20 protein-coding genes are annotated in these 24583 nt (G+C 39.2%); 7 read left to right on the top strand and 13 right to left on the bottom strand.

Annotated elements, in window-relative coordinates; translation table 11 throughout:
* Nucleotides 1–48: 48 nt before the first annotated feature.
* The 8 genes from H5117_RS14220 to ilvG all read right to left on the bottom strand — a co-directional run bounded on the left by H5117_RS14220 (nucleotide 49) and on the right by ilvG (nucleotide 9166).
* A complete protein-coding gene (locus H5117_RS14220) occupies nucleotides 49–693 on the bottom strand; it encodes an NAD(P)H-binding protein (protein WP_182716521.1) in 645 nt (214 codons plus the stop codon).
* 4 nt (nucleotides 694–697) lie between these two features.
* Nucleotides 698–1360 (bottom strand): carbonate dehydratase, encoded by a 663-nt coding sequence (gene can, locus H5117_RS14215; protein ID WP_002959903.1) that lies wholly within the window; start codon nucleotides 1358–1360, stop codon nucleotides 698–700.
* 30 nt (nucleotides 1361–1390) lie between these two features.
* Nucleotides 1391–2566, bottom strand: coding sequence for a methyltransferase (locus H5117_RS14210; RefSeq protein WP_182738435.1), 1176 nt, complete (start codon nucleotides 2564–2566; stop codon nucleotides 1391–1393).
* A 60-nt stretch (nucleotides 2567–2626) separates the two neighbouring features.
* Nucleotides 2627–3661 carry an ABC transporter substrate-binding protein gene (locus H5117_RS14205; protein WP_182696389.1) on the bottom strand — a complete coding sequence of 345 codons (1035 nt, stop codon included), beginning with the start codon at nucleotides 3659–3661 and terminating at the stop codon, nucleotides 2627–2629.
* 97 nt (nucleotides 3662–3758) lie between these two features.
* The gene (ilvA, locus tag H5117_RS14200; RefSeq protein WP_039485942.1) at nucleotides 3759–5312 is read right to left on the bottom strand and encodes a threonine ammonia-lyase, biosynthetic; all 1554 of its coding nucleotides are present in this window, start codon (nucleotides 5310–5312) and stop codon (nucleotides 3759–3761) included.
* A 2-nt stretch (nucleotides 5313–5314) separates the two neighbouring features.
* Nucleotides 5315–7171, bottom strand: a complete 1857-nt coding sequence (gene ilvD / locus H5117_RS14195; RefSeq protein ID WP_024596945.1) for a dihydroxy-acid dehydratase — start codon at nucleotides 7169–7171, stop codon at nucleotides 5315–5317.
* A gap of 103 nt (nucleotides 7172–7274) precedes the next feature.
* Nucleotides 7275–7520, bottom strand: a complete 246-nt coding sequence (gene ilvM / locus H5117_RS14190; RefSeq protein ID WP_002959893.1) for an acetolactate synthase 2 small subunit — start codon at nucleotides 7518–7520, stop codon at nucleotides 7275–7277.
* Nucleotides 7517–9166: an acetolactate synthase 2 catalytic subunit gene (gene ilvG, locus H5117_RS14185; RefSeq protein WP_182738433.1), complete on the bottom strand. Its 1650-nt coding sequence runs from the start codon at nucleotides 9164–9166 to the stop codon at nucleotides 7517–7519. The genes ilvM and ilvG overlap by 4 nt, the downstream gene beginning before the upstream one ends.
* Before the next feature lie 540 nt (nucleotides 9167–9706).
* Between ilvG and H5117_RS14180 the strand changes: the two genes are divergently transcribed.
* The 7 genes from H5117_RS14180 to H5117_RS14150 all read left to right on the top strand — a co-directional run bounded on the left by H5117_RS14180 (nucleotide 9707) and on the right by H5117_RS14150 (nucleotide 17027).
* Complete coding sequence (locus tag H5117_RS14180) at nucleotides 9707–11377, top strand: phosphoethanolamine transferase (RefSeq protein ID WP_154903899.1); 1671 nt, start codon at nucleotides 9707–9709, stop codon at nucleotides 11375–11377.
* Nucleotides 11374–11745 carry a diacylglycerol kinase gene (locus H5117_RS14175; RefSeq protein WP_007582120.1) on the top strand — a complete coding sequence of 124 codons (372 nt, stop codon included), beginning with the start codon at nucleotides 11374–11376 and terminating at the stop codon, nucleotides 11743–11745. The genes H5117_RS14180 and H5117_RS14175 overlap by 4 nt, the downstream gene beginning before the upstream one ends.
* Nucleotides 11736–13682, top strand: a complete 1947-nt coding sequence (locus H5117_RS14170) for an LTA synthase family protein (RefSeq protein ID WP_182738431.1) — start codon at nucleotides 11736–11738, stop codon at nucleotides 13680–13682. The genes H5117_RS14175 and H5117_RS14170 overlap by 10 nt, the downstream gene beginning before the upstream one ends.
* A 63-nt stretch (nucleotides 13683–13745) precedes the next feature.
* Complete coding sequence (locus tag H5117_RS14165) at nucleotides 13746–14420, top strand: response regulator transcription factor (protein WP_154903897.1); 675 nt, start codon at nucleotides 13746–13748, stop codon at nucleotides 14418–14420.
* Complete coding sequence (locus H5117_RS14160) at nucleotides 14401–15837, top strand: HAMP domain-containing sensor histidine kinase (RefSeq protein WP_182738429.1); 1437 nt, start codon at nucleotides 14401–14403, stop codon at nucleotides 15835–15837. Before H5117_RS14165 ends, H5117_RS14160 begins: the two co-directional genes overlap by 20 nt.
* Before the next feature lie 49 nt (nucleotides 15838–15886).
* Entirely contained in the window at nucleotides 15887–16765 is an 879-nt protein-coding gene (locus H5117_RS14155) for a TraB/GumN family protein (protein ID WP_182672745.1), read from the top strand.
* A 70-nt stretch (nucleotides 16766–16835) separates the two neighbouring features.
* Nucleotides 16836–17027, top strand: coding sequence for a hypothetical protein (locus H5117_RS14150; protein WP_008166123.1), 192 nt, complete (start codon nucleotides 16836–16838; stop codon nucleotides 17025–17027).
* On the opposite strand, the gene H5117_RS14145 is transcribed toward H5117_RS14150, so the two are convergent.
* The 5 genes from H5117_RS14145 to H5117_RS14125 form a co-directional block, all read right to left on the bottom strand.
* Nucleotides 17017–18429: an ATP-binding cassette domain-containing protein gene (locus H5117_RS14145; RefSeq protein WP_182738427.1), complete on the bottom strand. Its 1413-nt coding sequence runs from the start codon at nucleotides 18427–18429 to the stop codon at nucleotides 17017–17019. The genes H5117_RS14150 and H5117_RS14145 overlap by 11 nt on opposite strands.
* A gap of 76 nt (nucleotides 18430–18505) precedes the next feature.
* Entirely contained in the window at nucleotides 18506–20236 is a 1731-nt protein-coding gene (locus H5117_RS14140; RefSeq protein ID WP_182738424.1) for a response regulator, read from the bottom strand.
* Nucleotides 20237–20368: 132 nt separating this feature from the next.
* On the bottom strand, nucleotides 20369–22702 hold the full coding sequence (locus H5117_RS14135; protein WP_182738422.1) for a fatty acid cis/trans isomerase: 2334 nt from the start codon (nucleotides 22700–22702) through the stop codon (nucleotides 20369–20371).
* Nucleotides 22699–23064, bottom strand: coding sequence for a hypothetical protein (locus H5117_RS14130; protein WP_002959878.1), 366 nt, complete (start codon nucleotides 23062–23064; stop codon nucleotides 22699–22701). Before H5117_RS14130 ends, H5117_RS14135 begins: the two co-directional genes overlap by 4 nt.
* Before the next feature lie 88 nt (nucleotides 23065–23152).
* Entirely contained in the window at nucleotides 23153–23947 is a 795-nt protein-coding gene (locus H5117_RS14125) for a VOC family protein (protein ID WP_182738420.1), read from the bottom strand.
* Nucleotides 23948–24583 lie beyond the last annotated feature (636 nt).

The following is a 24583-nucleotide window of genomic DNA, read 5'->3' as shown; positions in this document are numbered from 1 at the left end:
TAATGTACAAAAAAGGCAGCTTAGGCTGCCTTTTGCATTTTACCAAGTTTATTCAAATAGCTCATCAAGTACATAATAAGACAACTTAGCCTGCTGAGCTAAACTCACACTCAGCATTTTTTGCGCAACTTGCTCGCCAGTTATTGGTTTGTAACGCTTTAAAAACGCAAATCGTGTAATAACAGGAAAAATAATACTGCCTATCTTTTCTGCCACTCTAAATTGCTCACGATCGCCTAATAATAAAGATGGTTGTAAAATACTTATTTTATCAAAAGGGAGTGCTTTAATATGTTGCTCAAGCTCTCCCTTCATTTTCAAATAAGCACTATTACTGTGCGTATTCGCCCCGCTTGATGACACTAAGCAATAATGCGTAACGCCATTACATGCCGCTAACTGCGCCGCTATAAACTGATAATCAAAATCAACTTTACGCTGAGCGTATATCGAGCCCGCTCGTTTACGGGTTGTGCCCAAACACGAAAACAATACATCACCTTTAAAAAGCTCAACATATTGAGTTAATTTTTCAAAATCAATAACGTGATTAACTAGCTTTGCATGTGTGACAGGCAGAGCTCGACGGCTTAACGTAACTACTTTTGTATAACGGTCGCTATTAAGTAACTTATGGAGCAACTCATTACCGACCAAGCCTGTAGCACCTATTAACACCGCCGTTTTAGTCATGGATTTATTTATTTTCACCCACTTTTTTAAATACGTGTTGCACTGCTTTTTTGTAGCTTTGCGTTTCTTCACTCGCGCACGTTACTACAGATTCTAAATCATGAAGATGGCCGTTTTCTAAACCATAAACCCAACCATGAACGCTTAGTTCTTGGCCTCGCTCCCAGGCATCTTGCACAATGTTAGTACGACACACATTACGTACTTGCTCAATTACATTTAGCTCAATAAGGCGGCTTAAGCGTTCGCTTTCTGGCATTGCGTCGAGTTGTTCAAGATGCTTTTCTTTTACATCTCCTACATGGCGTAGCCAATTATCAATAAAGCCAAATTTAGCATTGTTTAAAACGGCTTGTACGCCACCACAACCATAGTGACCTACTACCATTATATGTTTTACTTTTAAAACCTCTACAGCGTACTGCATAACCGATAAGCAGTTATGGTCAGTGTGTACAACCACGTTAGCAACGTTACGATGTACAAATAATTCGCCTGGTAATAAATCAACTATTTGATTTGCAGGTACACGAGAGTCTGAACAACCAATCCATAAATACTCTGGATTTTGTTGCATAGATAAAATTTTAAAAAACTCAGGGTCTGCTTCACTTGTACGAGCAGCCCAACGTTTGTTGTTATCGAATAAATTTTTTAACTTTCTCATTGCATCTCTTATTAAGTCGAGGACGGAAATTTAATGGACATTAGCAAGAATCAAAATATTACGAGGCGTTAACTGCTTTTCACAAAACGTTTTAACGCTTACTTGATAACCTTGCTGTTGCAAATATAAAGCACGATCGAGCACAAGCCAAACTTCAATTGCCCTTCTGAACACATGTCGAACCAGTTCAACTCGGTCAGTTATTTTTTTTCGAGCTACCCCAACCTCTAAATACTTAATATAATCAGTGTCTTGAGGTAATTTTAATGCCTTTTTATCTGCAGCCCATGCACAAAACGATTTAAACGAATCTGAGAATATAGCTTTGTTGACCGAAGGTACGCTTACGTAATATTGCTCGCCAGTGATCGACTTTCTTAGTGCATCAAAACCAAGTCGCCACTCAAGTTCTGTTTTACGTACTTTTTCCAAACGAGAAGGCGCTGTGACAGTTTCTTGTAATGCGAGCTTTAAATCACGATGCGTTAGATTAAGCTCACTTTTATTTGCATCCTCACTCATTGCACGGTACTCATTAGCCGTGAATAAATGGTAGCAACAAGGTGAAAAGCTAATTTGCTGTACTTTCGCTAAACTTGCTTGGCGCATAAATGCTTGGTGTAAGCCACCGCATGCGTGAAGTGCTACAGCATGCATGTCTGTATTAAAAAATTGAGTGATATCGTCTTTTAATACATCTGCTTGGCTAAAGTGCATTGCTAAGCCTTGTTGCTGTGCACTTTTTTGTCCTTGCTCGCATAAGCTTTGTTGCAGTTCAATACTATGTACATTACTTGCGCCATTAAACGCAAGCATTCGACCTAAGTGTCCTTTACCCGCGCACCACTCTAAAACAGGTTGTTTGGTATTAGGTAGTGCAGATACAAAATCTTGTAACTGTGCAAACTTACGACCTTTAATGCCGTTACTTATCCAAAATGGATAATCAGCTCGAGAGTGGGCTGTGCTAGGTAACTCGCATAACTTTGCAAGTTCATCAAGTTGGTTTATGTGCTGGCTAAAAAATTGGTATAGCTGGTTTTGATCGTTATCAAGAACGCTTACCTGATCATCAGTTAGTTCGCTAAGTATGCCTTGTAGCTCTGGCCAAGGTATAGTGTCAAAATCAAATGCAGTGCACTGCCAATACTGACGATGATGCATTAAAAGTGAATCAAGTGCTAAAAATTGCTCAGCTAAAGTCATAACAGCTTAAAAAATAAAAAAGACAATTAATTATATCAGTTTCGTGAATTACCTAAGCAGTTAATTTTTACTAAAAATCAGCCGTAAATACAAAGGTATTGAAATAATACTTACCAAAATAGCTGCCATGAGCATCCACGATAACTGCATCTTTTCAGGCTCTTGATATTTATAAATAAAGTGAGATTTTACTTCGTCAAATTCGTTTTGCGGTATGCCATATAAGTCCGCAATTAAGCGCCACTTTGCTATCGACATATGTCCTAAACTGGTGGTGGGTGGGGTTATATAACTTTTTAGTACTTCAGCCTCAAAAGCGAGCTGATAAAAGCTTTTACCCGGTGCATAGTTTTGCTGGGTGACTGCAATGGCTTCATCCATGTTCATCATTGCATAACGCCACCCTTTTAGGCTCGCTTGGTAGAATTTTTCGACCGTTTGAGGATTTTTCTTAAGCATGTTTTCGCTGGTAAATAAAATGTCGCTATATACGTCCATACCATAACGCTGTGGGCAAACAAGTCGATGAGCTACGCCTTGTTGAGTCATATAATAAGGCTCTGTAGTAACATATACTTGCATAGCATCTAGCTTGTTTTCAATCCAAGCCTGGCCTGGATTTTCGCCATCGTAAACTTTGAGTTTATCAACATCAACGCCACTGCGTTTAAGCATAATAAGTAGTTCGGTGCCATCATTTTTGCTTACCGCAGTGATACGTTTATTAACAAAGTCACGTGGATGAAAAATATCAGACGTGTCTTTAACCATCCAGCAGTAAGGTGAAAATTGCAATAAGGCAGCCATAGCAACAAGAGGTTGGCCATTAATACGTTGCTGTAAAATACCAGAGTGCCCTACTCCAAATTGTGCTTCGCCACTGGCGACAGGAGCAAAGGTATCAGGTTTCATTGGATTAGCTTGTTTAATGGTTACATCAAGGCCCGCTTCATTATAAAAGCCTTTTTGCTTTGCCATATAGTAGCCAGCAAACTGAAACTGATGTGTCCATTTTAGCTGTAATGTGACTGATTCTTGCGCCGCGATATGGCTACAAAAAAAGCACAATCCAATGATTAATCCTTTAAATAGCAACTAGGTGTCCTCAAAAAGTATGACGATTACCTGTAACTATATGTAAAACGTGTAATAAAGCAAGCACCCTAGTTAGGTGCCTGCCTATAAAGTAGGATTATACTGAGGCGAGTTTTTCGGCTTTTTCTGCTTGGGGCTTTGATGTTAAGAATTGGCTAAAGCACGGATTTTGTGTTTCATCTTGTACACTGTAACCTAAACGATTTAAGTGCTCGTTAAACATCTCATACTGACTCGGCTCAATAGCAAAACCTGCCAGTACATTCCCCATCGAACCACCGTGATTACGATAATGAAATAAGGTAATGTTCCAATTACTACCTAAAGTATCTAAAAAGCGTGCAAGCGCACCTGGATACTCTGGAAATTCAAAGCGAAGTAAGCGCTCATGTAATTGCTCGGGTGCTTTTCCGCCAACCATGTAGCGCACATGTAATTTAGCGAGTTCGTTATCCGACAGATCGCAAAATTGGTAGTCATTATTTGTTAAGTCTTGCTTTAGCTCATTAAGCTCTTGCTCGCCTTGGCGCAGGGCAATACCTACAAATATTTGTGCTTCACCAGGTCCTGCATAACGGTAGTTAAACTCAGTAATAGCACGGCCACCTAAAGAAGCACAAAACTGTTTAAAGCTGCCTTTTTCTTCTTTAATAGTAACCGCTAATAACGCTTCGTTTTTTTCACCCAGCGCAGTGCGCTCTGCAACATAACGCAGGCGATCAAAGTTTAAATTAGCACCGGATAAAACAGCCGCTAAATGTAACCCTTTTAAACCCGACTGCTGGCTCCACTTTTTAAGCCCTGCCGTTGCAAGTGCACCTGAAGGCTCTGCTATTGCACGGGTAGATACAAAAATATCCTGCATGGCAGCACATATTTCGTCGCTGGTGACGGTTATAACTTCATCACAAAACTTTTGCGCTAAGCGAAATGTTTCAGTGCCAATAATTTTAACCGCTACGCCATCAGCAAAACTACCAACGCGTTCAAGCTCTACCGGTTTGCCTGCTTTAAGTGCCGCTTGTAAACATGCACTTTCGTCGGCTTCTACACCAATTACTTTTATATCTGGACGCAGCGATTTAATATAAACCGCCATCCCAGCAAGTAAACCGCCGCCGCCAACAGGAATAAACACCGCATCGAGCTCGTTTAATTGCTGCATAAGCTCACGTGCTACAGTACCTTGACCAACAATGACGTCTGGGTCATCAAATGGTGGAACAAATATACCGTTTCGTTGCTCTGTAAGCTCAAGCGCATGTGCTTTTGCGGCATCAAAATGATGTCCATGTAGCACAACTTCACCACCAAGCGCACGTACCGCACTGACTTTTATTTCAGGCGTTGTTACTGGCATTACAATTGTAGCTTGATGCCCTAAGTGAGAAGCACTTAGTGCAACCCCTTGAGCGTGATTACCCGCTGAAGCAGTGATAACCACTGAGCCTTTAGGTAATTTATTTAATTTGTTATACGCACCGCGTAATTTAAATGAATACACGGGCTGTTGGTCTTCACGCTTTAACCAAACATGGTTACCTAATTTAGCACCGAGCTCAGCCATTTCGCTGACCTCGGTAACTTTAGCCAAAGGCTCCATGTTTGCTTGAATAATAGCGCGAAAATAATCGAGCTCTTGAGAGACCATAATTAACTAAGCGCCTCCAATTTAGCTAAGTCACGCACTGCGCCTTTATCAGCACTTGTTGCAAGTAATGCATAAGCCTTTAAAGCAGACGATACATAGCGCTCACGATCAACTGGTTTGTACGCCAGTTTTCCGCGTGCTAATTGTTTTTGTTTACGTGCTTCAAGCTCTTCATCACTTAACGCTAACGTAATTTCACGGGTTGCGATATCAATAATGATTTTGTCGCCATTTTCAACATAAGCAATTGCACCACCACTTGCCGCCTCTGGTGATACATGACCAATTGATAAACCCGAAGTACCACCCGAAAAGCGACCATCAGTAATAAGTGCACACTTTTCAGCTAGGCCTTTTGATTTCAAGTAGCTAGTTGGGTATAGCATTTCTTGCATACCTGGGCCGCCTCTAGGGCCTTCGTAACGAATAACCACGATATCGCCGGCTTTTACTTCATCGTTTAAAATACCTTCTACAGAATCATCTTGTGATTCGTACACGACTGCAGTACCTTCAAAATGTAGCATTTCATCAACAACGCCAGCGCTTTTAACAATACAGCCATCAACTGCTAAATTCCCCGAAAGTACAGCTAAGCCACCATCTTGACGAAAAGCATGTTCGACACTTCGAATACACCCATTAACACGGTCATTATCGCCCTCGTCCCAACGACACTCTTGGCTCATTGCTTTGGTGGTACGAATGCCCGCAGGGCCAGCACGGTAAAATTTGCGCGCTGCTTCGTTAGTAGGATCTGTTGCATCCCATTTTTTAACGAGCTCAGCCATAGTTGACCCTGCAACATGATTAACTGACATATCAACTAAGCCTGCTTTGCCAAGTTCACGTACGATTGCCATCATGCCGCCTGCGCGGTGCACATCTTCAATGTGATATTCAGGTGTCGCTGGTGCAACTTTACATAAAAATGGTGTTTTACGAGAGAGCGCATCAATGTGCGACATATCAAAATCAACGCCCGCTTCTTGCGCTGCAGCAAGTAAATGCAATACCGTATTTGACGAGCCACCCATTGCAATATCAACAACCATTGCATTCATAAAGGCTGTTTTGTTAGCAATAGCACGTGGCAATACATCTTGATTATCTTTTTGATAATACTCACGACATAAATCAACAATACGAGCCCCCGCTTCAACATAAAGTTGTTTGCGGTCTTTATGAGTCGCAAGCGTCGTACCGTTACCTGGCAATGCTAAACCAATCGCTTCTAGCAGACAGTTCATTGAGTTTGCAGTAAACATGCCTGAACACGAGCCACATGTTGGACACGCAGAGCGCTCTACTTGCTCTGAATCTGCATCACTTACCGATTCATCAGCGCCTTTAACCATGGCATCTACTAAATCAAGTTTAATATCGATGTTAGCAAGCTTAGTTTTACCTGCTTCCATTGGGCCGCCTGATACAAATATTACCGGAATATTTAAGCGTAGTGCTGCAAGCATCATTCCTGGAGTAATTTTGTCGCAGTTTGAAATACAAATCATCGCATCAGCACAATGACCATTTACCATATACTCAACTGAGTCAGCAATTAAGTCGCGTGAAGGCAGCGAATAAAGCATGCCGCCGTGACCCATTGCAATACCATCATCAATCGCAATAGTATTAAATTCTTTAGGGACGCCACCGGCTTGTGTAATGGTTTCAGCCATAAGTTCACTTAACTGATTAAGGTGAACATGCCCTGGTACAAATTGTGTAAACGAGTTAACTACGGCAATAATCGGCTTACCAAAATCGGTGTCGGTCATACCTGTTGCGCGCCATAATGCACGAGCGCCTGCGCGTTTACGCCCTTCAGTTGTTGTTGCACTTCTTAATTTAGCCATAGTTACCTCAGTTTTTGCCGCAAAATAAGCGGGCATTCCTCATTCTAAAATTGGTGAGTAACCGAGTGATTCAGTTACTCGTAAATTGTTTTTCAGTTCGTAATTACACAGCCTGTTGTTGCTGTAAATTTTGTAAAGTGACTTCTTTGACATCCACCAGCTTATTTAACTGGCTGGTTAAAAGGTGAATTGGTTTATCACTATCTACCGTCATGTCTACATTATAAAAACCATCGTCCATATTGAGCTGAAAATGCGTAAGGTCAAAACCACGATGACGCACCACTCGTAAAAAGCGCTCTACCGCTATACTTTGGCTTTTTAATGCAATAGTTAGGCTATGTTTCATTTTGCTTTCTCCGTCATCATTTCGTCGTTAGCAGCCCCAGGTGGTACAAGTGGCCAAACATTTTCTTTATCATCAATACAGGCATGTACTATGTACGGACCTTTACTGTTAACTAATGCAGTTATCGCATCATCAACTTGGTTAGCGTGAGTAATTGTTTGCCCTGGGATACCAAATACAGCAGCTAATTGCACAAAGTCTGGGTTATCCGACAGGTTAGTTTCAGAATAACGCCCTTCAAAAAATAGTTCTTGCCATTGGCGAACCATCCCTAAACGCTGGTTATCTAAAATTAATATTTTTACAGGTAAATTGTTACGACGAATAGTGGCCAGCTCTTGAATATTCATCATTATAGAACCATCGCCCGATACAGTAATAACAAAGTCATCAGGGCGTGCTACTTGTGCACCAATAGCCGCAGGTAGACCAAAGCCCATTGTGCCTGCACCACCACTGCTTAAATGATTACTCGGATGAGTAAACTTCATGTGTTGTGCTACCCACATTTGGTGCTGACCCACATCGCAGCACACAACCCCTGTTTTTGGCATGCGTTGGCTTAGTTGGTTTAATAAGTACGGTGCAAAAACCTTCTCACCTGGGTAGTCGTAACGCCACGCATGCTTAATATTCATTTCTTTATTTGTGTCACACCAAGCTTTAGGTGTTACAAAGCACTCAAGTGCGGGTAACGACGTTTTTAAATCGGCAATTAATGAAGCCTTAGCAGGTTTTCGCTTACCAACTTCAGCAGCATCTATATCTAAATGGATTACTTTAGCTTTAGCTGCAAATTTAGCTAAGTTGCCTGTTACGCGGTCATCAAAGCGTGCCCCTATACATACAAGTACATCACATTCTTGCACTGCGATATTAGCAGCTTGACCACCATGCATACCCAACATACCTAAGTAATGTTCGTAATCTGGTAATACACTGCCCAGCGCTTTAAGTGTTGATACAGCTGGCATCTGAGTTTTATTTAAAAATTGCATTAGCTCGTCTTGCGCATCAGCGGCTTGTACACCACCACCTACATACGCTACAGGCTGTTTAGCCTCACTCAACAATTGATTAGCAATAGCAACTTGCTTTAAATCTAACTCTGGTAAGTATTCATCAGCTGCTAGCCACGGTTTAAAAGGGACTTGAGCCATTTGAATATCTTTTGGGATATCGACAAGTACAGGACCTGAGCGGCCGCTTTGCGCTAAATGAATTGCTTCTTGTAATATCTCTGCTAAGTCTTCAGCTCGTTCTACCATGTAGCTGTGCTTAGTACACGAAAGCGACATACCTAGTACATCTATTTCTTGAAACGCATCTGAACCAATCGCTGCAGTAGGCACTTGGCCGGTGATCGCCAATAATGGTACTGAGTCCATCATCGCATCAGCAAGAGCGGTTATTAAATTAGTTGCACCTGGGCCCGATGTTGCAAAACATACGCCTAATTTACGTGTGCTGCGAGCATAACCAACAGCTGCAAACCCTGCACCTTGCTCATGGCGAGTTAGGTAGTGTTTGACTGGCGCGCCATACAGCGCATCGTAAATTGGCATAATAGCTCCGCCTGGGTAGCCAAATACTTCATTTACGCCGTGTTTGGCCAATAAGTCGATTGTTAGTTCTGCGCCTGTCATTAATAAACCCTCATTCCTCAGTGACAACCCAATTACAAATTTTACCCTTAAAACTAAAAAGCCCTCCGAACGGTTAAGTGCGGAGGGCTTTTTTAATGCTTAAGTTTTTAAAGCACTACGAAGCCCTCGCGGGAATAATCACCACGATAATAATCAGGACTAGGTTAAGTGCGTTTGTAAGCATGTAATTAATACCAAATTTTGTTCAATTATCGCGAAGGTTATTCCTTCGCTCTCTTTTTATATTAGTACCGCGCTAGGCCCTTTAAGTCAACACCAAAGTTAATCTAACAAAAAGACTAAAAGGCAATTTATCAGGTTTTAAAATTCATTATACAAGCTGGTAGTGGTTTTTTTATGCTCTAATTTTAATCTCAGAAATTCACTATTCTTATATCCCTTATTTAAGGTTTGATTAATTTTTGAGAATATTTTTATAAATAAAATTATTTATCACCTTCAGGTAATGCGTAGGTTCTCTTAAGCGACTCTTAAGTGTTGTTGCATAGCATGGCGTTGTTATTTTAAACGAGCCTAAATATGAACATAACTAGCCAAACACCAGCACAAAAAAAGCCAAATCGTAGTAAGCGGTTTTACATTCACTGTAGTGCAAATGCCTTTGTAGTGATGATTGCCTGTTATTACTGTTTAGTTATAAACATTCCTTTTATTCAAGGTTCGTTTAGCGCCATCACCTCCCTTGCATCTTTTTCATGGCTATTTTTACTTTCAGTGCCACTGCTGTTGTTATGCCTTTTAATTATTTTCTTTTCAATAGTGTCGGTTAGGTGGTTACTAAAACCAATTAACTACCTTTTACTGATAATTTCGAGTGCCGTACTTTACGGCTCATTAAATTACGGCGTCGTGTTTGACTATTCAATGATTCAAAACACGTTCGAAACAGATTCAAGCGAAGCACTGAGCTATTTAAATCCGCAGCTCATAGGCTTTCTACTACTGTTTTGTGCGCTACCTGTTTTTATATTAAGCAAAGTAAAAATACACTTTACCCGCCCTCACCAAGAAGCGATTAGTCGTATAAAACTTATTGTAGCGTGCTGCTCACTAATTGCTTTAGTGGTCGTAAACTTTTACGCCGATTACGCAGCCACTGGCCGCAATAACCGCATTTTGAAAAAAGAACTCATCCCATTTCAGTATCTCTCTAGCGGTTATAAATATATGCGCGATCAGCTGCTGTATACCAATATGGAATTTAAAAACATAGATGCAGCACCTACCCTAATTGCGGCTAATACCACCAGCGTAACAGTTATAGTTGTTGGCGAAACCGCACGAGCAGAAAACTTTTCTTATCAAGGTTATAAGCGCAACACCAACCCTTATACACAAAAGTATAATGTGACGTATTTTAATAATGTTGCGTCTTGTGGCACCGCTACTGCTGTGTCTGTGCCGTGTATGTTTTCACTGCAAACACAAGATAACTTTGATCGTTTAGCAGCCGACAACCAACAAAACCTGGTTGACTTAGCACAACAAGCTGGCAGCGACGTACTGTGGGTTGATAACAACAGCGGCTGTAAAAACGTATGCACCCGTGTTGTTAACATTGATATCCCAACCACCCCATCAGCGCTTTGCGATGGAAAATATTGTTTTGATGAAGCACTGCTTGCTCCACTTAAGCGCAAACTCGCTAATTTAAACCAAGCTAATACCGTTATCGTCCTACACATGATGGGCTCACACGGACCAACCTACTTTAAACGCTACCCAGAAAAATTTAAGCAATTTACGCCCACGTGCGACAGAAGCGACATTCAAAACTGCTCACTCGATGAATTAGTTAATACCTACGACAACACAATTGCGTACAGCGACTTTGTTAACGCCCAGGTAATTGAGCAATTAAAAGCGCTGCCAAACAACATAGATAAGCAGTTTTTATATGTCTCTGATCATGGTGAATCACTTGGCGAAGCCGGTGCTTATTTACATGGTTTTCCGTATAGCTTTGCACCTAGCACACAAACGCACGTTCCTCTTTATATGTGGGCTGATGAGCATAATCAGCGCATTACTAATACCTGTTTAGCTAATTTAGACACCCGCGCTGCACGCTCACACAACAATATTTTTCACACCCTTTTAAATTTAATTGGCATTAAAAGCAAAACGTATCAGGCATCACTTGATTTACTTGCTAACTGCCAAACAACACCAAGCGAAATAAAACTATGAGTAATAAAACCGTTATAAAACGCCAAGGCTTAATGCGCCTTATTTTTACCTTAAGCCATTCTTTTAACGGCTTAAAATGGATGAGTCGATTTGAAGCGGCGTTTCAACAAGAGCTAGCACTGTTTTCATTACTCGGTGTGTTTGTGTGGCTACAAGAAATTGCACTAAGGGATAAATTACTGCTTATAGCTAGCCTGCTTTTTGTATTGTTTGCTGAGCTGGTAAATACGGCAGTTGAGGTTGTAGTTGATAGAATTGGCAGTGAATACCATGAGCTTTCGGGGCTAGCTAAAGATATAGCCTCTGCAAGCGTGTTTATAGCTATGCTAATTGCCGCACTTATTTGGTGGGCTGTGTTATGGGCATAAAGCTAACTTTTATACCTAAAATACAAAATGCACTTGGCCCTGTATGGATTTTTGTTGTATTTGCTGTTTTGGCACTTAGCTTTTTAACACTTGCTCGCTTTGGATTAAGTGTATGGCAAGGGGAGCGTGTATTTGGATTGCATGCGTGGTTATCTATATTTATAGGTGGTTTAAGAGTTGATATAGCCACTCTAAGCTACATTATTATGCCCGCATTACTACTTACTTTACTGATGCAAAGCGTAGGGTGGCAAAATAAAGTACGCGGCCTCATTAAAATTTATTTAGTGACGATGTCTGCTTTACTTGTTTTTTTTGAAGTGATTACGCCTACGTTTATAAACGAGTACGATTTACGCCCAAACCGCTTATTTATAGAATATTTAATTTATCCTAAAGAAGTCACAAAAATGATTTTTTCAGGCTATAAGGTAGAAGTATTTATTGCTGTTATAGCACTTATTTTAAGCTGTAAATTTGCAAGTAAAATATTTAGCAATCAATGGCAAAGCAAGTCATCACTAACAGGCTTAAATCAATCAATTTTAGCGCTTGTTTTAGTATGCTTAACTATTTTTGGCGCCCGCAACTCATTAGGACACAGACCACTTAACCCCGCCATGGTCTCGTTTTCTACCGATCATTTACTTAACGACTTAACCCTTAACTCACTTTATAGCGTCGCGTTTGCAGTTAAGCAACTTTCTAATGAGCAATCGAGCCAAGACTATTACGGTAAAATGCCCACCGATGAATTACTTAGTATTGTGCGTAGTAACATGCAAAATACGCAAGGCACATTTAGTGATGTAACCGCCCCTACAAAAACGTTTCATGGCGCAAGTAATACAGGTAAACCCAAAAATTTAGTCATTATTTTACAAGAAAGTTTAGGTGCTCGTTATGTAGGCACACTTGGCGGTTTACCGCTTACACCTAATATAGACGCCCTTTATAAACAAGGCTGGGGGTTTGATAATTTATACGCCACGGGTACACGTTCAGTACGTGGAATTGAGGCGGTAATTACAGGATTTACACCAACGCCTTCGCGTGCAGTTGTTAAACTTGATAAATCACAACGTGACTTTTTTACCATTGCTGATTTTTTAGCGAAGCAAAATTACAACACGCAGTTCATTTATGGTGGCGAAAGCCATTTTGATAACATGCGCAGCTTCTTTTTAGGCAACGGTTTTAAAAGTATCGTAGATACAAATAACTTTAAAAAAATAGACTTTAATGGCTCGTGGGGCGCATCAGACGAAGACTTGTACGACCAAGCCGACATAGAACTTACTAAGCTTAAAAATCAAAACAAACCCTTTTTTAGCCTTATATTCTCAAGCTCTAATCATAGCCCGTATGACTTTCCTGACGATAAAATAACGCTGTACGATAAACAAAAACAAACCCGTAATAATGCTGCCAAGTATGCCGATTACGCACTAGGCACCTTTATCGAAAAAGCTAAAAAATCGAGCTACTGGGATGATACTGTATTTATAGTTATTGCCGATCACGACTCGCGCGTATCGGGTTCGAATTTAGTACCGGTGGATCACTTTAAAATTCCGGCCGTTATTTTTGGAAAAGGTATTACCCATAAACGAGATAGCCAACTAGCCAGTCAGCTCGATATTCCTGTTACTCTACTGTCTTTAATTGGCGCAAGTGGTAAGCACCCAATGATAGGTCATGATTTATCAAAGCCAATTAGCGACAACAAACAACGCGCAATGATGCAATACGACAAAAACTTTGCCTACATGCACGATAATAAAGTGGTGGTGTTACAACCACAAAAACCAGCAACAACCTATACGTATAGCAATAACCAGCTTGTACCATGTGAAAATGATGAGCAACTAGTTAGAAAAGCCCTAGCCCACGCGAACTTGGGTAATTTAGCCTACACAAATGGTTGGTATCATTAACCAAGTGACTTGATAATAAAGCCTTGTTAAAGTAACAAGGCTATTTTTATAAACCGAGTAAACATGAAAATCCTCGTTATTGAAGACTCTGAAGCACTAAGACGCAGCTTGCAAGTTGGCCTTAGCAACCTTGGTTTTACCGTAGATGAAACTGGTGATGGCTCAGAAGGGCTGAGTATGGCACTGAGTGGAAACTACGACCTCCTCGTACTTGATTTAATGCTACCGAGCGTTGATGGCATGAGTATTTTACAAGCACTGCGCAGCAGTAATAGCCAAAGCCGTGTGCTAATTTTATCGGCACGAAGTGAGCCTCAAGATAAAATTAACGGCCTTATGAAAGGCGCTGACGATTATTTAACTAAGCCATTTTCGTTTGAAGAACTCCATGCTCGTGTCCTTGCATTACTTCGTCGTGGTTCACTGCAAAACCAACAAAATAGCCTAACCGTAGGAGATTGCGTATTAGATCTCTCCCTTAAAACTCTTCATTACAAGCAACATGCCATTGAGCTCACGCGTAATGAATACAAAATAATTGAATGCTTATTTAACGCCCCAGAGCGAGTATTGGGGCTTGAACTTATAAGTGAAGCGGTGGTAGGTCAGTTTGATATGCTCTCTAAAAATGCGCTTGAAGCACACATCTCAACCATACGTAAAAAAGTAAGACAGTTTGATGGCGAGCTCCCGATAAAAAATAAACGTGGATTTGGTTATGTCGCAACAACAAAATAAAAATCACTCAATAAAACGTAAACTCGTTAATAATATTAGCGCCGTTATCTCGGTTATTTTGTTCACCATATTTTTAACCGTTGATTTAAGTGTTGATACTTGGGTGGAAGATCAGTTCAATCAGTCTTTAACTAACAAAGCTAACTACTTAAAAACCTTAGTTGAAGATGACAACAACGTGGTTGAATTTGATTTTGCTGGTGAGTTTATGTCGGAGTATGAAGCAGCCGATGCCACGGAGTTTTACCAATTATGGCATGGCCGTGATGTGTTTGAGCGCTCGGACTCATTAGCGCTTTATGAAAATGCTAACCTGCCTTTTTTAGAAATGCCGATTAACGAATCTAAAATTATAGATTACGAGCTTCCTAACGGACGTGATGGTCGCGCACTTATAAGTCACTTTGTAGCCCAAAAAGATGATAGAAACCCCACTCACTCTGCTGTTTTTAATACCATGACACTTGCAATCGCAGCGCCGACAGCCGAACTTAATAAAGTACTGATTATTATTGATGTGGTCTTTATTTTAACCTGTGTACTTGGTGTGTTTGGTGTGCGCTATTTAGTGACACGTATTGTAAATAAAGGCCTGCACCCACTACACAATTTAAACGACCAAATTAAGTTACTCGATATTACCGGTGTTGCGCAAACAATAGAAAGCGACTTTAAAGTAGAAGAAATAGAACCTATACGTAATGAACTAAATAAGTTTATTACCGTTAATCAGCAACTCTATAGTAATGAAAAACGCCTAACAAGCGACATTGCACACGAGCTTAAAACCCCAATAGCTGAACTAATAAGCCTCTCAGAGGTGGCTATTCGCTACCCTGACGATAAACGCATTAGCGACACCTATACCAGTGATGTGCTTAATATTTCACAGCGTATGAAAACAATTGTTAGCAACCTCTTATTATTGCAGCGCTCAAGTAGTAGTGCTATGCAATTGAATGCACAAAATATCATGCTAAATAACTTAGTAAATCAAATTATTGATGAGCTGACCTTTAAGCATCCAAGTATCAAAACGCGTTTAAATAACGAAATAAGTGACGAGATTACACTTAATGTTGACGAATTTAGTTTAAATACCATTTTGTGTAACTTAATCGATAACGCACTATTTTATGAACTTCCTGAGGCGCCAATTAAATTAACTGCCGTAAATAACAGCACAAACATGAGCATCTCTGTTAGTAACAAAGTAAATAAACCACTAAGTGGTGAACAGCTAATTGCTATTTTTGACCCGCTCTATCAGCTAGATTCATCTAGAACTAATAATCAGCGCCATGGTTTAGGATTATCAATTGTACAGAGCTTATGTAACTTAAATGGCTTTACTATTACGGCCAGTAATACCGAAAACAATACGTTAACGTTTATATTAACGTTACCTCTGAAGTAAATTTAGGTTAGTATTTACACTACTAATTTTGAGATTTTAAGGACAAACCATGAATGCTCTTACCCGTGTTAGCCACTTTTTTATTGTGGCATTACTTATAACATTTAGCTTTAACAGCTATGCAGCACCTGCCTTATATAAAATAGAAAAAAATGGCGTCAGCTCATACCTATTTGGCACTGTACACGTTGGTGATGCCAGCATGAAAGGCTTACCTAAAAATGTAACCGATGCAATTAGTGCAAGCAAAGAAGTCATTGTTGAAGTTGATATAAGCAAACTTACTCCACTTGAAATGCAGCAGCGCTCAATGCCATTTATGATGCTAAGTGACGGTAAAACATTACAAACTGAGCTTTCAAAGCAAAATTATACCAAGCTAAAAGATTACTTTGCTAAAAAGTCGATTGATATTGCTATGTTTAATGGCTTAAAGCCTTGGGCTGTTATGGTGACTATGATGCAAATTGAATTTCAAAATGCAGGATATTCAGATAAAACCGGCATAGACAAGCAAGTGCTTAGTTATGCTAAAGAGCATAATATTAAAATTGGCGAGCTTGAAACCCTAGAGCAACAACTACAAATGTTTGATGGTATGGCGCTATTAAGCAATGAAATGATTGAAGAAACCTTTGAGCAACTAGCCGATATTAATACTTACTTTATCAAGTTAGTTAATGCATGGAAAAGCGGTGACATGGACACACTAACCGATTACTACAACATGAGTTTTGATGACAGTAATTACGGTGAAATTAGCGAGCAAGTAATGCTAACTAACCGCAATAATAATTGGGTTAAACAACTCACACCGCGTTTAGCAAACGAGCAGCTATTTATTGCTGTAGGCGCTCTGCATTTACCTGAAAAACACGGGTTACTTAAACAACTTCGAGATAAAGGCTTTAGCGTTACTCGTCTTTAAAATAAAAATGACCCCAATAGAGCTTACGTAAACAAACTCGCTAAGTAAGCTCATAATGTTTAGGTAAATTATGAAACGTTTTCAATTTGAGATTTTATTTTTTCTCACGATGCTTTTTATCAATGGAGTATATTACTACCAAGAGGGGTATTTTAAACCAAGTGGTGGGTTAATCCTTGCCTCTATTTTTATTGCGATTGAAATTGTTATTTACTTAATAGAAAGCATTAATAAAAAATATAAAAAACGAACTAACAACTAAAGTCTTCCATTTTTAAGTAATTCTCTATTCCTTTAATTTTGTCTGCCGCATGATGATTTACATAAATCACAGTACTTGTATTGGCAGCACAAATTTTCTCTATTAGTAGCAGTACACGTTGCCTGTTTGCTTCATCCAAGCCTAAGCAAGGCTCATCTAAAATAAGTAACGTTGGATGTTTTACCATAGCTCGCACAATTAAAAGCATACGTTGATCGCCGTACGATAGCTGGGTGAATGAGGTATTTTGTTTATCACTTAAACCAATAAATGCCAGCCACTGCTTAGCAATATTAATTTGTGCGTCGCTCGGTTTTTGATATAAACCTATGCTGTCGTATAATCCTGAAATAACAGTATTTAAAGCCGATATACTTACGCGGTAATCCATATGTAGCGCGTTAGATATAAAACCAATATGCTGTTTTATATCCCAAATACTCTCCCCTGTCCCACGTTTAAAACCGAACACTTCAATGTCATTGTTATAACACTGTGGGTTATCACCTGTTATTAAATTTAATAGGCATGTTTTGCCTGAACCGTTCGCTCCACTAAGCTGCCAATGCTGATGCTTTTTTATAGTCCAATTGAGATTTTTGAATATGCTTACATCACTGTAACTAACTTTAGCATTACTCAATTTAACTAAGGTATTACCGGTGAATGCCTTTTGCTCTTGTTCAGTATCCGGAGATGGCACATCCAATGAGGTATGTTCTAAATGAAGTAGTTTTAGTAAATCACTCAATTGTTCACTGTCTGGCTTTGCCAAAGTATGTAACAAGCAACCTTGGTTTACATAGCCATAGTGAGTAATGAATGAAGGGATTTCGTCTAGGCGGTTTAGTACAAAAACAAAAGTAATAATTTGGCTAAGTTCTATGAGTATTTTATTAAGCTGCTGGCAAGATTGTACGTCGAGTCCATGAAATGGCTCATCAAGCACGACTAACTCACTATGGGAGCTGAGTGCTTTTATAAGTAGGAGTTTACGAGTTTCACCCGTTGAAAGGTCTCTAAAATGCCTATTTAGTAATGAGCTAAATTTAAATAACTCTATTAGCTGCGCTAATAACTCATCATTATTACTATGCCCTGTAAAAACAAGGTCTTTAACGAGGGTGTGCTTATCATGCTCTAATTCTTGAGCTAGTAACTGTTTATGCGAATCTGAAGACACGAGCATAAGCTTATTAATACTACTTATACGCTTACCACTTTCGCACTTAGCCTCACCGATTAACGCAGCTGTCAGTGCAGATTTACCAGCTCCATTAGCACCTAAAAGTAACCAATGTTCTCCTAGGTTTACTTGCCAATCTAGGTTGCATATATCGTAACGGCTTTTACCTTGCCCTTGTAAGTAACCATTAAATTGCTCAAGCGTAATTGACTGCACTAACTTTTCCTAATAAACCTTAAAACAGCAAGTTAACGTATATTAAAAGTGCTTAGCAAGCTTGTTATCCGCAAAATTAATTTATTTCACTAACAACGCTAATACTATTTAATGCGTCTTTAATTGCTTGCTGGCTTATTGGCTTATGAATATGGAGGTTAGCTCCGTATTCATAAACTCGCTCTATATCATTTTGTGAGGTATTTGCTGTTATAACAATAATTGGCATTACTTTATTAAGATCGGAACGTATTTTTTTAATAGCCTCAAACCCATCCATTACAGGCATATTTAGGTCCATAAAAACAATATCGTACTGATTTTCACTCACCATATCACACGCGACTTTACCATTTTCTGCGCAATCATAGCTTAAACCTAATAAACTAAGTATGCGGGTTAATAACATAGTGTTTAATGGGTTATCTTCAACGACTAAACACGTTAGCTTGTCGTTTACTTTAAGAGGTGTTGGGAGGGCTTTACTTATAGTCACTGGTAAATACAAAGACACCAAAGCACCATGAGTTTTATTATTTGTAAAAGTAATTTCACCATGCAGTGCTTTTACAACGTATTGAACCCGGGTTAGGCCAGTTCTTAACCCTTGAAAGTGATTGGTTTGTTTAAATGAGTCAAATTCAAGACTGGTAATCTTCTTCGAAAAGCCACTGCCAGTGTCACTCACCGTTAAATGAAATTCATCATTTAAAAGCTTAGCTGAAACAGTAATTTCACCTTTTTGTGTAAACTTAATAGCGTTACTAATTAACTCTGTAAGTGTGTGCTGCAAACGTTGATGATCCAGTTTACATACACAATTTAACGATTCATCTAAACGACTAACTAGTTTTAGGCCTTTTTGCTTACACGCATGCTTGTAAGCTATTACTACTTTATTACACGACTCTAAAAGGTTTTCATCATTTAAATGCGGTACCCATTTACCTGCACTTAAAGCCTGCAAGTCTTGTAATTCATCTAATATGGCTATTAACCTAAGCGCGCAATAGTTAGCTTGGGTTTTAACGCTTTGCTGTTTATCAGAAACCTCTAGCTCCTCAATAGACGTAATAAGTCCCTGCAAAGGTGTTCTAAATTCGTGACTAGCTCTGGCAATAAAATGCTCTTTATTTTGACTTGTTTGATAAACAAAATCTTTTTGTTTTTGTAGCTCTAAAAGCGTGTCTGAAACCTCTTTTTCCATTGGTATAAAAACAAATCTTAACTCAATAAGTAATAATGTCATTGCCAATAACCAGCATAGTATCTCTAGGTTGGCGACCCAATTTACTTTTTTAACAGCTTGAGATTCAAATAAGCTCACTGCCTTATCAAGCTTTGTTAATAACGTTTCAACATGCTCTATTGAAAATAGAGACTGGTTTACCTCACCTTTTTGATACAAAAGCCTTTCAGTTTGTTCTACATATTCTAATACGGTCTTATCCAAGCCAGTAGTTGCACCAAAATATAAATCCACTAATGCTGAATCTAAATAAATGTATTCACCATCAGAATTTTTTTTTAATAATGTTTGGTGGGATTTTTTAAATGTATTGAGAGATTTCTCAAGCGATTCAGTATGAAGTGGTGAGTAATTACTAATGTTGAGTATGGCATTGCTATGCCACGCTATTTTTTGCGACAGCATTCTTTGCTTACCAGCAATATTAATAACTTTTGCATCGTACTTTTGAACGGAGAAGCTATATTGTAACAATAGAGCAGAACCACTTATTAATAGCGCTATTGCAATTAGTGCCCATCGGTAACGTGTTCTCACGCTTTTAATAATATTGAACATGTATAAACCAGTTTTTTTATATAAGTGTAGACTAATTTTTTAAAACGAAGAATCAGTCAAAATAATTAAGCGAATTATTAATACCCAATAAAAAAGCCCAGCATCAAGCTGGGCCATAGTAGTAAAATTATATTAGCGATTCTCTAATCGATTATAATCGAACATTCCATGTTCTATCCCACGATACTTTTTAGCTGTATCGTGCAATATATCGCTGTATTGCCAAAACTGTGGATGAGTACGTCGAATACCAAACTTAGATTTCAAAGCACCATAATCGGCTTCTATTTGCATCATAGGCAATTGCTCGGCAAAAGCATTTACTTGCTGCTCGTTATTTAAATACCAAATAGCTGCTGGGTAATCACCGATAAAGCCAGGAACAATAGTCGCGGTATCTTCATCATAAGCACGTTGGCCATCTTCGTTTAATAAACTAGATATATTGTAGTGCGCATTATGATGAATAATAGTGTAGCCCTTATGACTATTATCTTTTTGCTTTACAAGTACAAAAGAAAGCTGGGGTAACAAGTTTACCGCTTTTGCTGGCATATTACTTACTACATTTAACGGCTTTGGTACTTCAGTGTAGTTGTATCTTTCACTTAAAACTGGCGCTAAGGCTTCTTTCATCAAAGTATATAGCTCATGCTGTGGATCATCAGTTTTATAGTTAATACCACTTGGCTGACTAAATTCTCGGTTATTTTTAAAGAACTTAGATAAGTCAGGTGGTGAATTACGATACCACTGCTTTTTAATTTGATTACGTTTAGCCTCAGGTAACAATGCTAAAAAGTTTTGCTCTCCCTCTAAACGTAAAAAATCCATATATAGGCGTGTCACTAATTGATGGCCTATATTTCCGTACACATCAAAGCCTGCTACAAGCAAATAGTGAATACGCTCAAACAAAGCATAATCTAATATCCAGGTGGTTTTAGGCTCTTGACCAATAAAACCTTTAACTACAGTTGCACTATCAAAATGGCGGAAAATAGTTAGTGCCGCATTTTTATTATGCCCATCACCTTTCCAAAGTAAGTCTGTTGTAAGGTGCTCACCACCTTTGAACATTTTGTTAGCCAGCTCAACTTTCGCCTGTAAATACTTTTTCTCGCGAACTGAATATTTAACCCAGCTAGAAATGGGTAAGGCATTACTTTCCTCAGCGGCAGGAAGTTCTAATGCCTCTTCATGTTGCATTAGCATTTCCCCTACAGCCGGAGTCGCTACTTTATTAGGATCAGCAAAAGCCACCCAAAAATGATCGTTTATAACATTTAAAGCAATCTGACCACGACAAACAGGCCCTTTTATAAAGCCCATAATAATTAACTCTGCCTCATCAAGCATAAATTGATACTTAGAATTAATTGGAATAACTTCGAAAGTTTTAAAAGGGTTAGATGCTGCCTTAGCCTCATAACTAGGCATTTTCGTAACAGTATAATCTGGCGCAATAAACTGCTCATATAAACGCAGTAATTTAGCTTCATTAAGCTCAAGAGGTAAATGTGTTTTAGAAAGTATGGTTGTACGCTCTTGCATAAAACGATAATAAACACGGCTAACTTTAGGGTCATCGTATGGGCGGCGCGTGTTTATTAACTTTATTTCCTCACCAGGAGGCGTACTTGAGCGAACTAGTTTGAAAAAGCTTTGTGGGTTTTCTGAAGTAAAATAAATATGTGCTAAAAACCAATGCTCATAAATATACCGTGCTGATAACTGATACTTTAAGCTATCTTGATTTAAAAATGCTTCCCAGCCCGCTATTTTATTCTGATCATATTTACTTGGTGGCTGAATATGTGACATTTTACCACCACCTTTAAGCCAGTTCTGTAAGTGATTAAACTCTTCACGCGAAACACCAGGTAAACCATAAGGCATGCCGCCATGAGGTTGTTCACTTGCCAATCGATCAAACTCACCCATTGTTGCGCAGGTTTGCGAACGCGCTAACGAAAAGTCAAACTCATCATCTAGCACTTCATTTACTGGCAATTCATGGCTTTGCTTTAGCACCAGGCTATTAAATAACACACTGCCCGCTAAGTTAGCTTCTTCACTTTGCACGCGCTCATTTAGCACTGGCGTAAAGTTTTTCTCTCGCCATTGCTGAGTATTAGTTGCATCAAATAATAAACGGCTTGGGGTTGTTGCCAATAAACGAGTTCCATCGTAAACGAGCTCTTTACTCAAACCTCGGTCAATACCTTCAGGGGATGAGAGCTTCAGTTGACATGGTGCATCGTAACAACCATGACAAACTACGCAGCGGGTATCGAGTACAGGTTTTACATTTTGTAAAAAATCAGCACCAGCACCTGTTGTATGAGGCACCATTCTCTCTTGTGTTTGTTCAGGTCCAAAAAGATCATCGTAGTGAGCATTTCCCAAATATGCACAACCACTTAAAATAATGAGTACTATCGTACTTATTAGTATTTTTCTCATTCGTCGTCCTCATCACCTAAATCAAAGGTGGGCATCATATCCATTTGAGGAGAAACGAATGTATTCTGACCTTCAGTATTCAAAACAATACTTAAAAGAGGGCCATGCGTTAATGTTATCTGCGCATCGTGCTCTTGATCTAATATAGCTAAGTACAGAGGATTAGTTATAAGCAACTCATAACCGCTAACAGTAATAGCGACACTGCTATCTTCACTTGGGTTCTGGCAAATTTGAGCAAGTAACTCATCATCAAGTCCAATTGATATTTCAAAATCAGGCTGCTCTAAGTCTCTATTACTTAATGATTCATCTAATAGAAATAAAGGGAGGGTTAAATTACTATCTTGTTCAAATTCCATTGCGTTCTCTGCACTTTGTGACGATTTAATTGACGAGTATTATATCAAACTAGCGAGCAAATTAACGCTAAAGCTAATTTAACTGTGTTTAAACGTCATCCATAACAGATTCGATCACCGAAAATACAGCACCTTGAGGGTCGCATATAACACTAAAACGACCAACATCGGGGATATCTGTTGCAGGAACACATACTTGTCCACCTAAGCTAGCGGCTTTACTAACAATTACATCGCAACTCTCTACTGCAAAATAAATCATCCAATGAGCAGGGGTATCATCAGGCCATTCACTTGTCATTTCAAGCATACCGGCAATTGGTTGTCCATCGACTAAAAATAAAATGTAGTCCATCCCTTCCATAGGCTTTATTTCGCTTTCCCAGCCTAGTAAAGCACAGTAAAAGTCTCGACTTACTTTACTATCTCTTGTTGCTAACTCATGCCAATAAGGCGTATTTAATTCACCTAAGTGCTTACAACCTTTATGCTCATTCCCCTGCCATAGTGCAACAGTTGCGCCTACTGGATCTCTTAGCATCAACATTCGTCCTGCATTCATAACATCATGAGGACCGGCAATAACCTCAGCACCTAGTTCTTTTGCTTTTAGCGCACAATCATCAATATTATCGACGGCAATGTAAGCCAACCAATGACTTGGGATACCTGCACTAATTTGCTCTTTAGGCATTTCGTACATTGCAGCGATATCATCACCTTGCTTTTGTAGCATGGTGTAGTATATGTTCTCTCCAATAGGTTGATCGTCATGCCCCCAATCAAATAATGATGTATAAAACGCCTTACCATCTTTCCAATTGTGCGTACAAAGCTCTGACCAACAAAAAACACCATGCGGGTGGTTTTCAACTTTACTCATGATTAAGCCCTTATTATTCTAATTTTACCTAAACGAACTCTGTCACATTTTATAAACTACATAATTGAACAGATCATAAATTGAGATTAGAGCAATAACTAAGCGGAGTCGATAAAAGAAGGACAAAAATTCGTTATCCAGTTGTTTCATATTTGAGGTTTTTAACGCAGTTAGGGTCAGATTTAATCCCTCAAATTGATTAAATATTATTGCTGATTGATACAAATTATTCGCCAAGAAGCGCTTCGCTTAGAGGAATACCTAAATCACTTTTCTGCAGACGTAAAAAAGCCCGACTATTTTTAGTCGGGCTCTCTACAATTTGAAGTCTGGTACTGTCGTAGTGCCCACAGCGGTGGAGAGTCACATAACAAATGTACAATATCGTTGGCCGGGGCTCGCCTTCGAGCTGTTTTGTTTGACTACCGAGTTCGGTATGCAAGTTCTATATAGCCTATAGGTTTTTTCTAAACCTCAGAAAGCAAAAAACCCGTCACATTGCTGTAACGGGTCTCTACAATTTGAAGCCTGGTAATGTCGTAGTGCCCACAGCGGTGGAGAGTCACATAGCAAATGCTACTTTATTGGCCGACTGAAATACTGAGAAGTTTTGTTGTGATTTTAACGTCGGGAGTC

It is taken from the genome of Pseudoalteromonas sp. SG45-1, from assembly GCF_014164135.1.
GTDB lineage: Bacteria > Pseudomonadota > Gammaproteobacteria > Enterobacterales > Alteromonadaceae > Pseudoalteromonas > Pseudoalteromonas distincta.
Note: the sequence above shows the minus strand (reverse complement) of the source record. Positions and strands in the feature narration are given on the sequence as shown.

Coding starts and splice junctions, on each gene's coding strand:
- H5117_RS14220 (WP_182716521.1), bottom strand. CDS start 693: ATGACTAAAACGGCGGTGTTAATAGGTGCTACAGGCTTGGTCGGTAAT.
- can (WP_002959903.1), bottom strand. CDS start 1,360: ATGAGAAAGTTAAAAAATTTATTCGATAACAACAAACGTTGGGCTGCT.
- H5117_RS14210 (WP_182738435.1), bottom strand. CDS start 2,566: ATGACTTTAGCTGAGCAATTTTTAGCACTTGATTCACTTTTAATGCAT.
- ilvA (WP_039485942.1), bottom strand. CDS start 5,312: ATGGTCTCTCAAGAGCTCGATTATTTTCGCGCTATTATTCAAGCAAAC.
- ilvD (WP_024596945.1), bottom strand. CDS start 7,171: ATGGCTAAATTAAGAAGTGCAACAACAACTGAAGGGCGTAAACGCGCA.
- ilvM (WP_002959893.1), bottom strand. CDS start 7,520: ATGAAACATAGCCTAACTATTGCATTAAAAAGCCAAAGTATAGCGGTA.
- ilvG (WP_182738433.1), bottom strand. CDS start 9,166: ATGACAGGCGCAGAACTAACAATCGACTTATTGGCCAAACACGGCGTA.
- H5117_RS14180 (WP_154903899.1), top strand. CDS start 9,707: ATGAACATAACTAGCCAAACACCAGCACAAAAAAAGCCAAATCGTAGT.
- H5117_RS14175 (WP_007582120.1), top strand. CDS start 11,374: ATGAGTAATAAAACCGTTATAAAACGCCAAGGCTTAATGCGCCTTATT.
- H5117_RS14170 (WP_182738431.1), top strand. CDS start 11,736: ATGGGCATAAAGCTAACTTTTATACCTAAAATACAAAATGCACTTGGC.
- H5117_RS14165 (WP_154903897.1), top strand. CDS start 13,746: ATGAAAATCCTCGTTATTGAAGACTCTGAAGCACTAAGACGCAGCTTG.
- H5117_RS14160 (WP_182738429.1), top strand. CDS start 14,401: ATGTCGCAACAACAAAATAAAAATCACTCAATAAAACGTAAACTCGTT.
- H5117_RS14155 (WP_182672745.1), top strand. CDS start 15,887: ATGAATGCTCTTACCCGTGTTAGCCACTTTTTTATTGTGGCATTACTT.
- H5117_RS14150 (WP_008166123.1), top strand. CDS start 16,836: ATGAAACGTTTTCAATTTGAGATTTTATTTTTTCTCACGATGCTTTTT.
- H5117_RS14140 (WP_182738424.1), bottom strand. CDS start 20,236: ATGTTCAATATTATTAAAAGCGTGAGAACACGTTACCGATGGGCACTA.
- H5117_RS14135 (WP_182738422.1), bottom strand. CDS start 22,702: ATGAGAAAAATACTAATAAGTACGATAGTACTCATTATTTTAAGTGGT.
- H5117_RS14130 (WP_002959878.1), bottom strand. CDS start 23,064: ATGGAATTTGAACAAGATAGTAATTTAACCCTCCCTTTATTTCTATTA.
- H5117_RS14125 (WP_182738420.1), bottom strand. CDS start 23,947: ATGAGTAAAGTTGAAAACCACCCGCATGGTGTTTTTTGTTGGTCAGAG.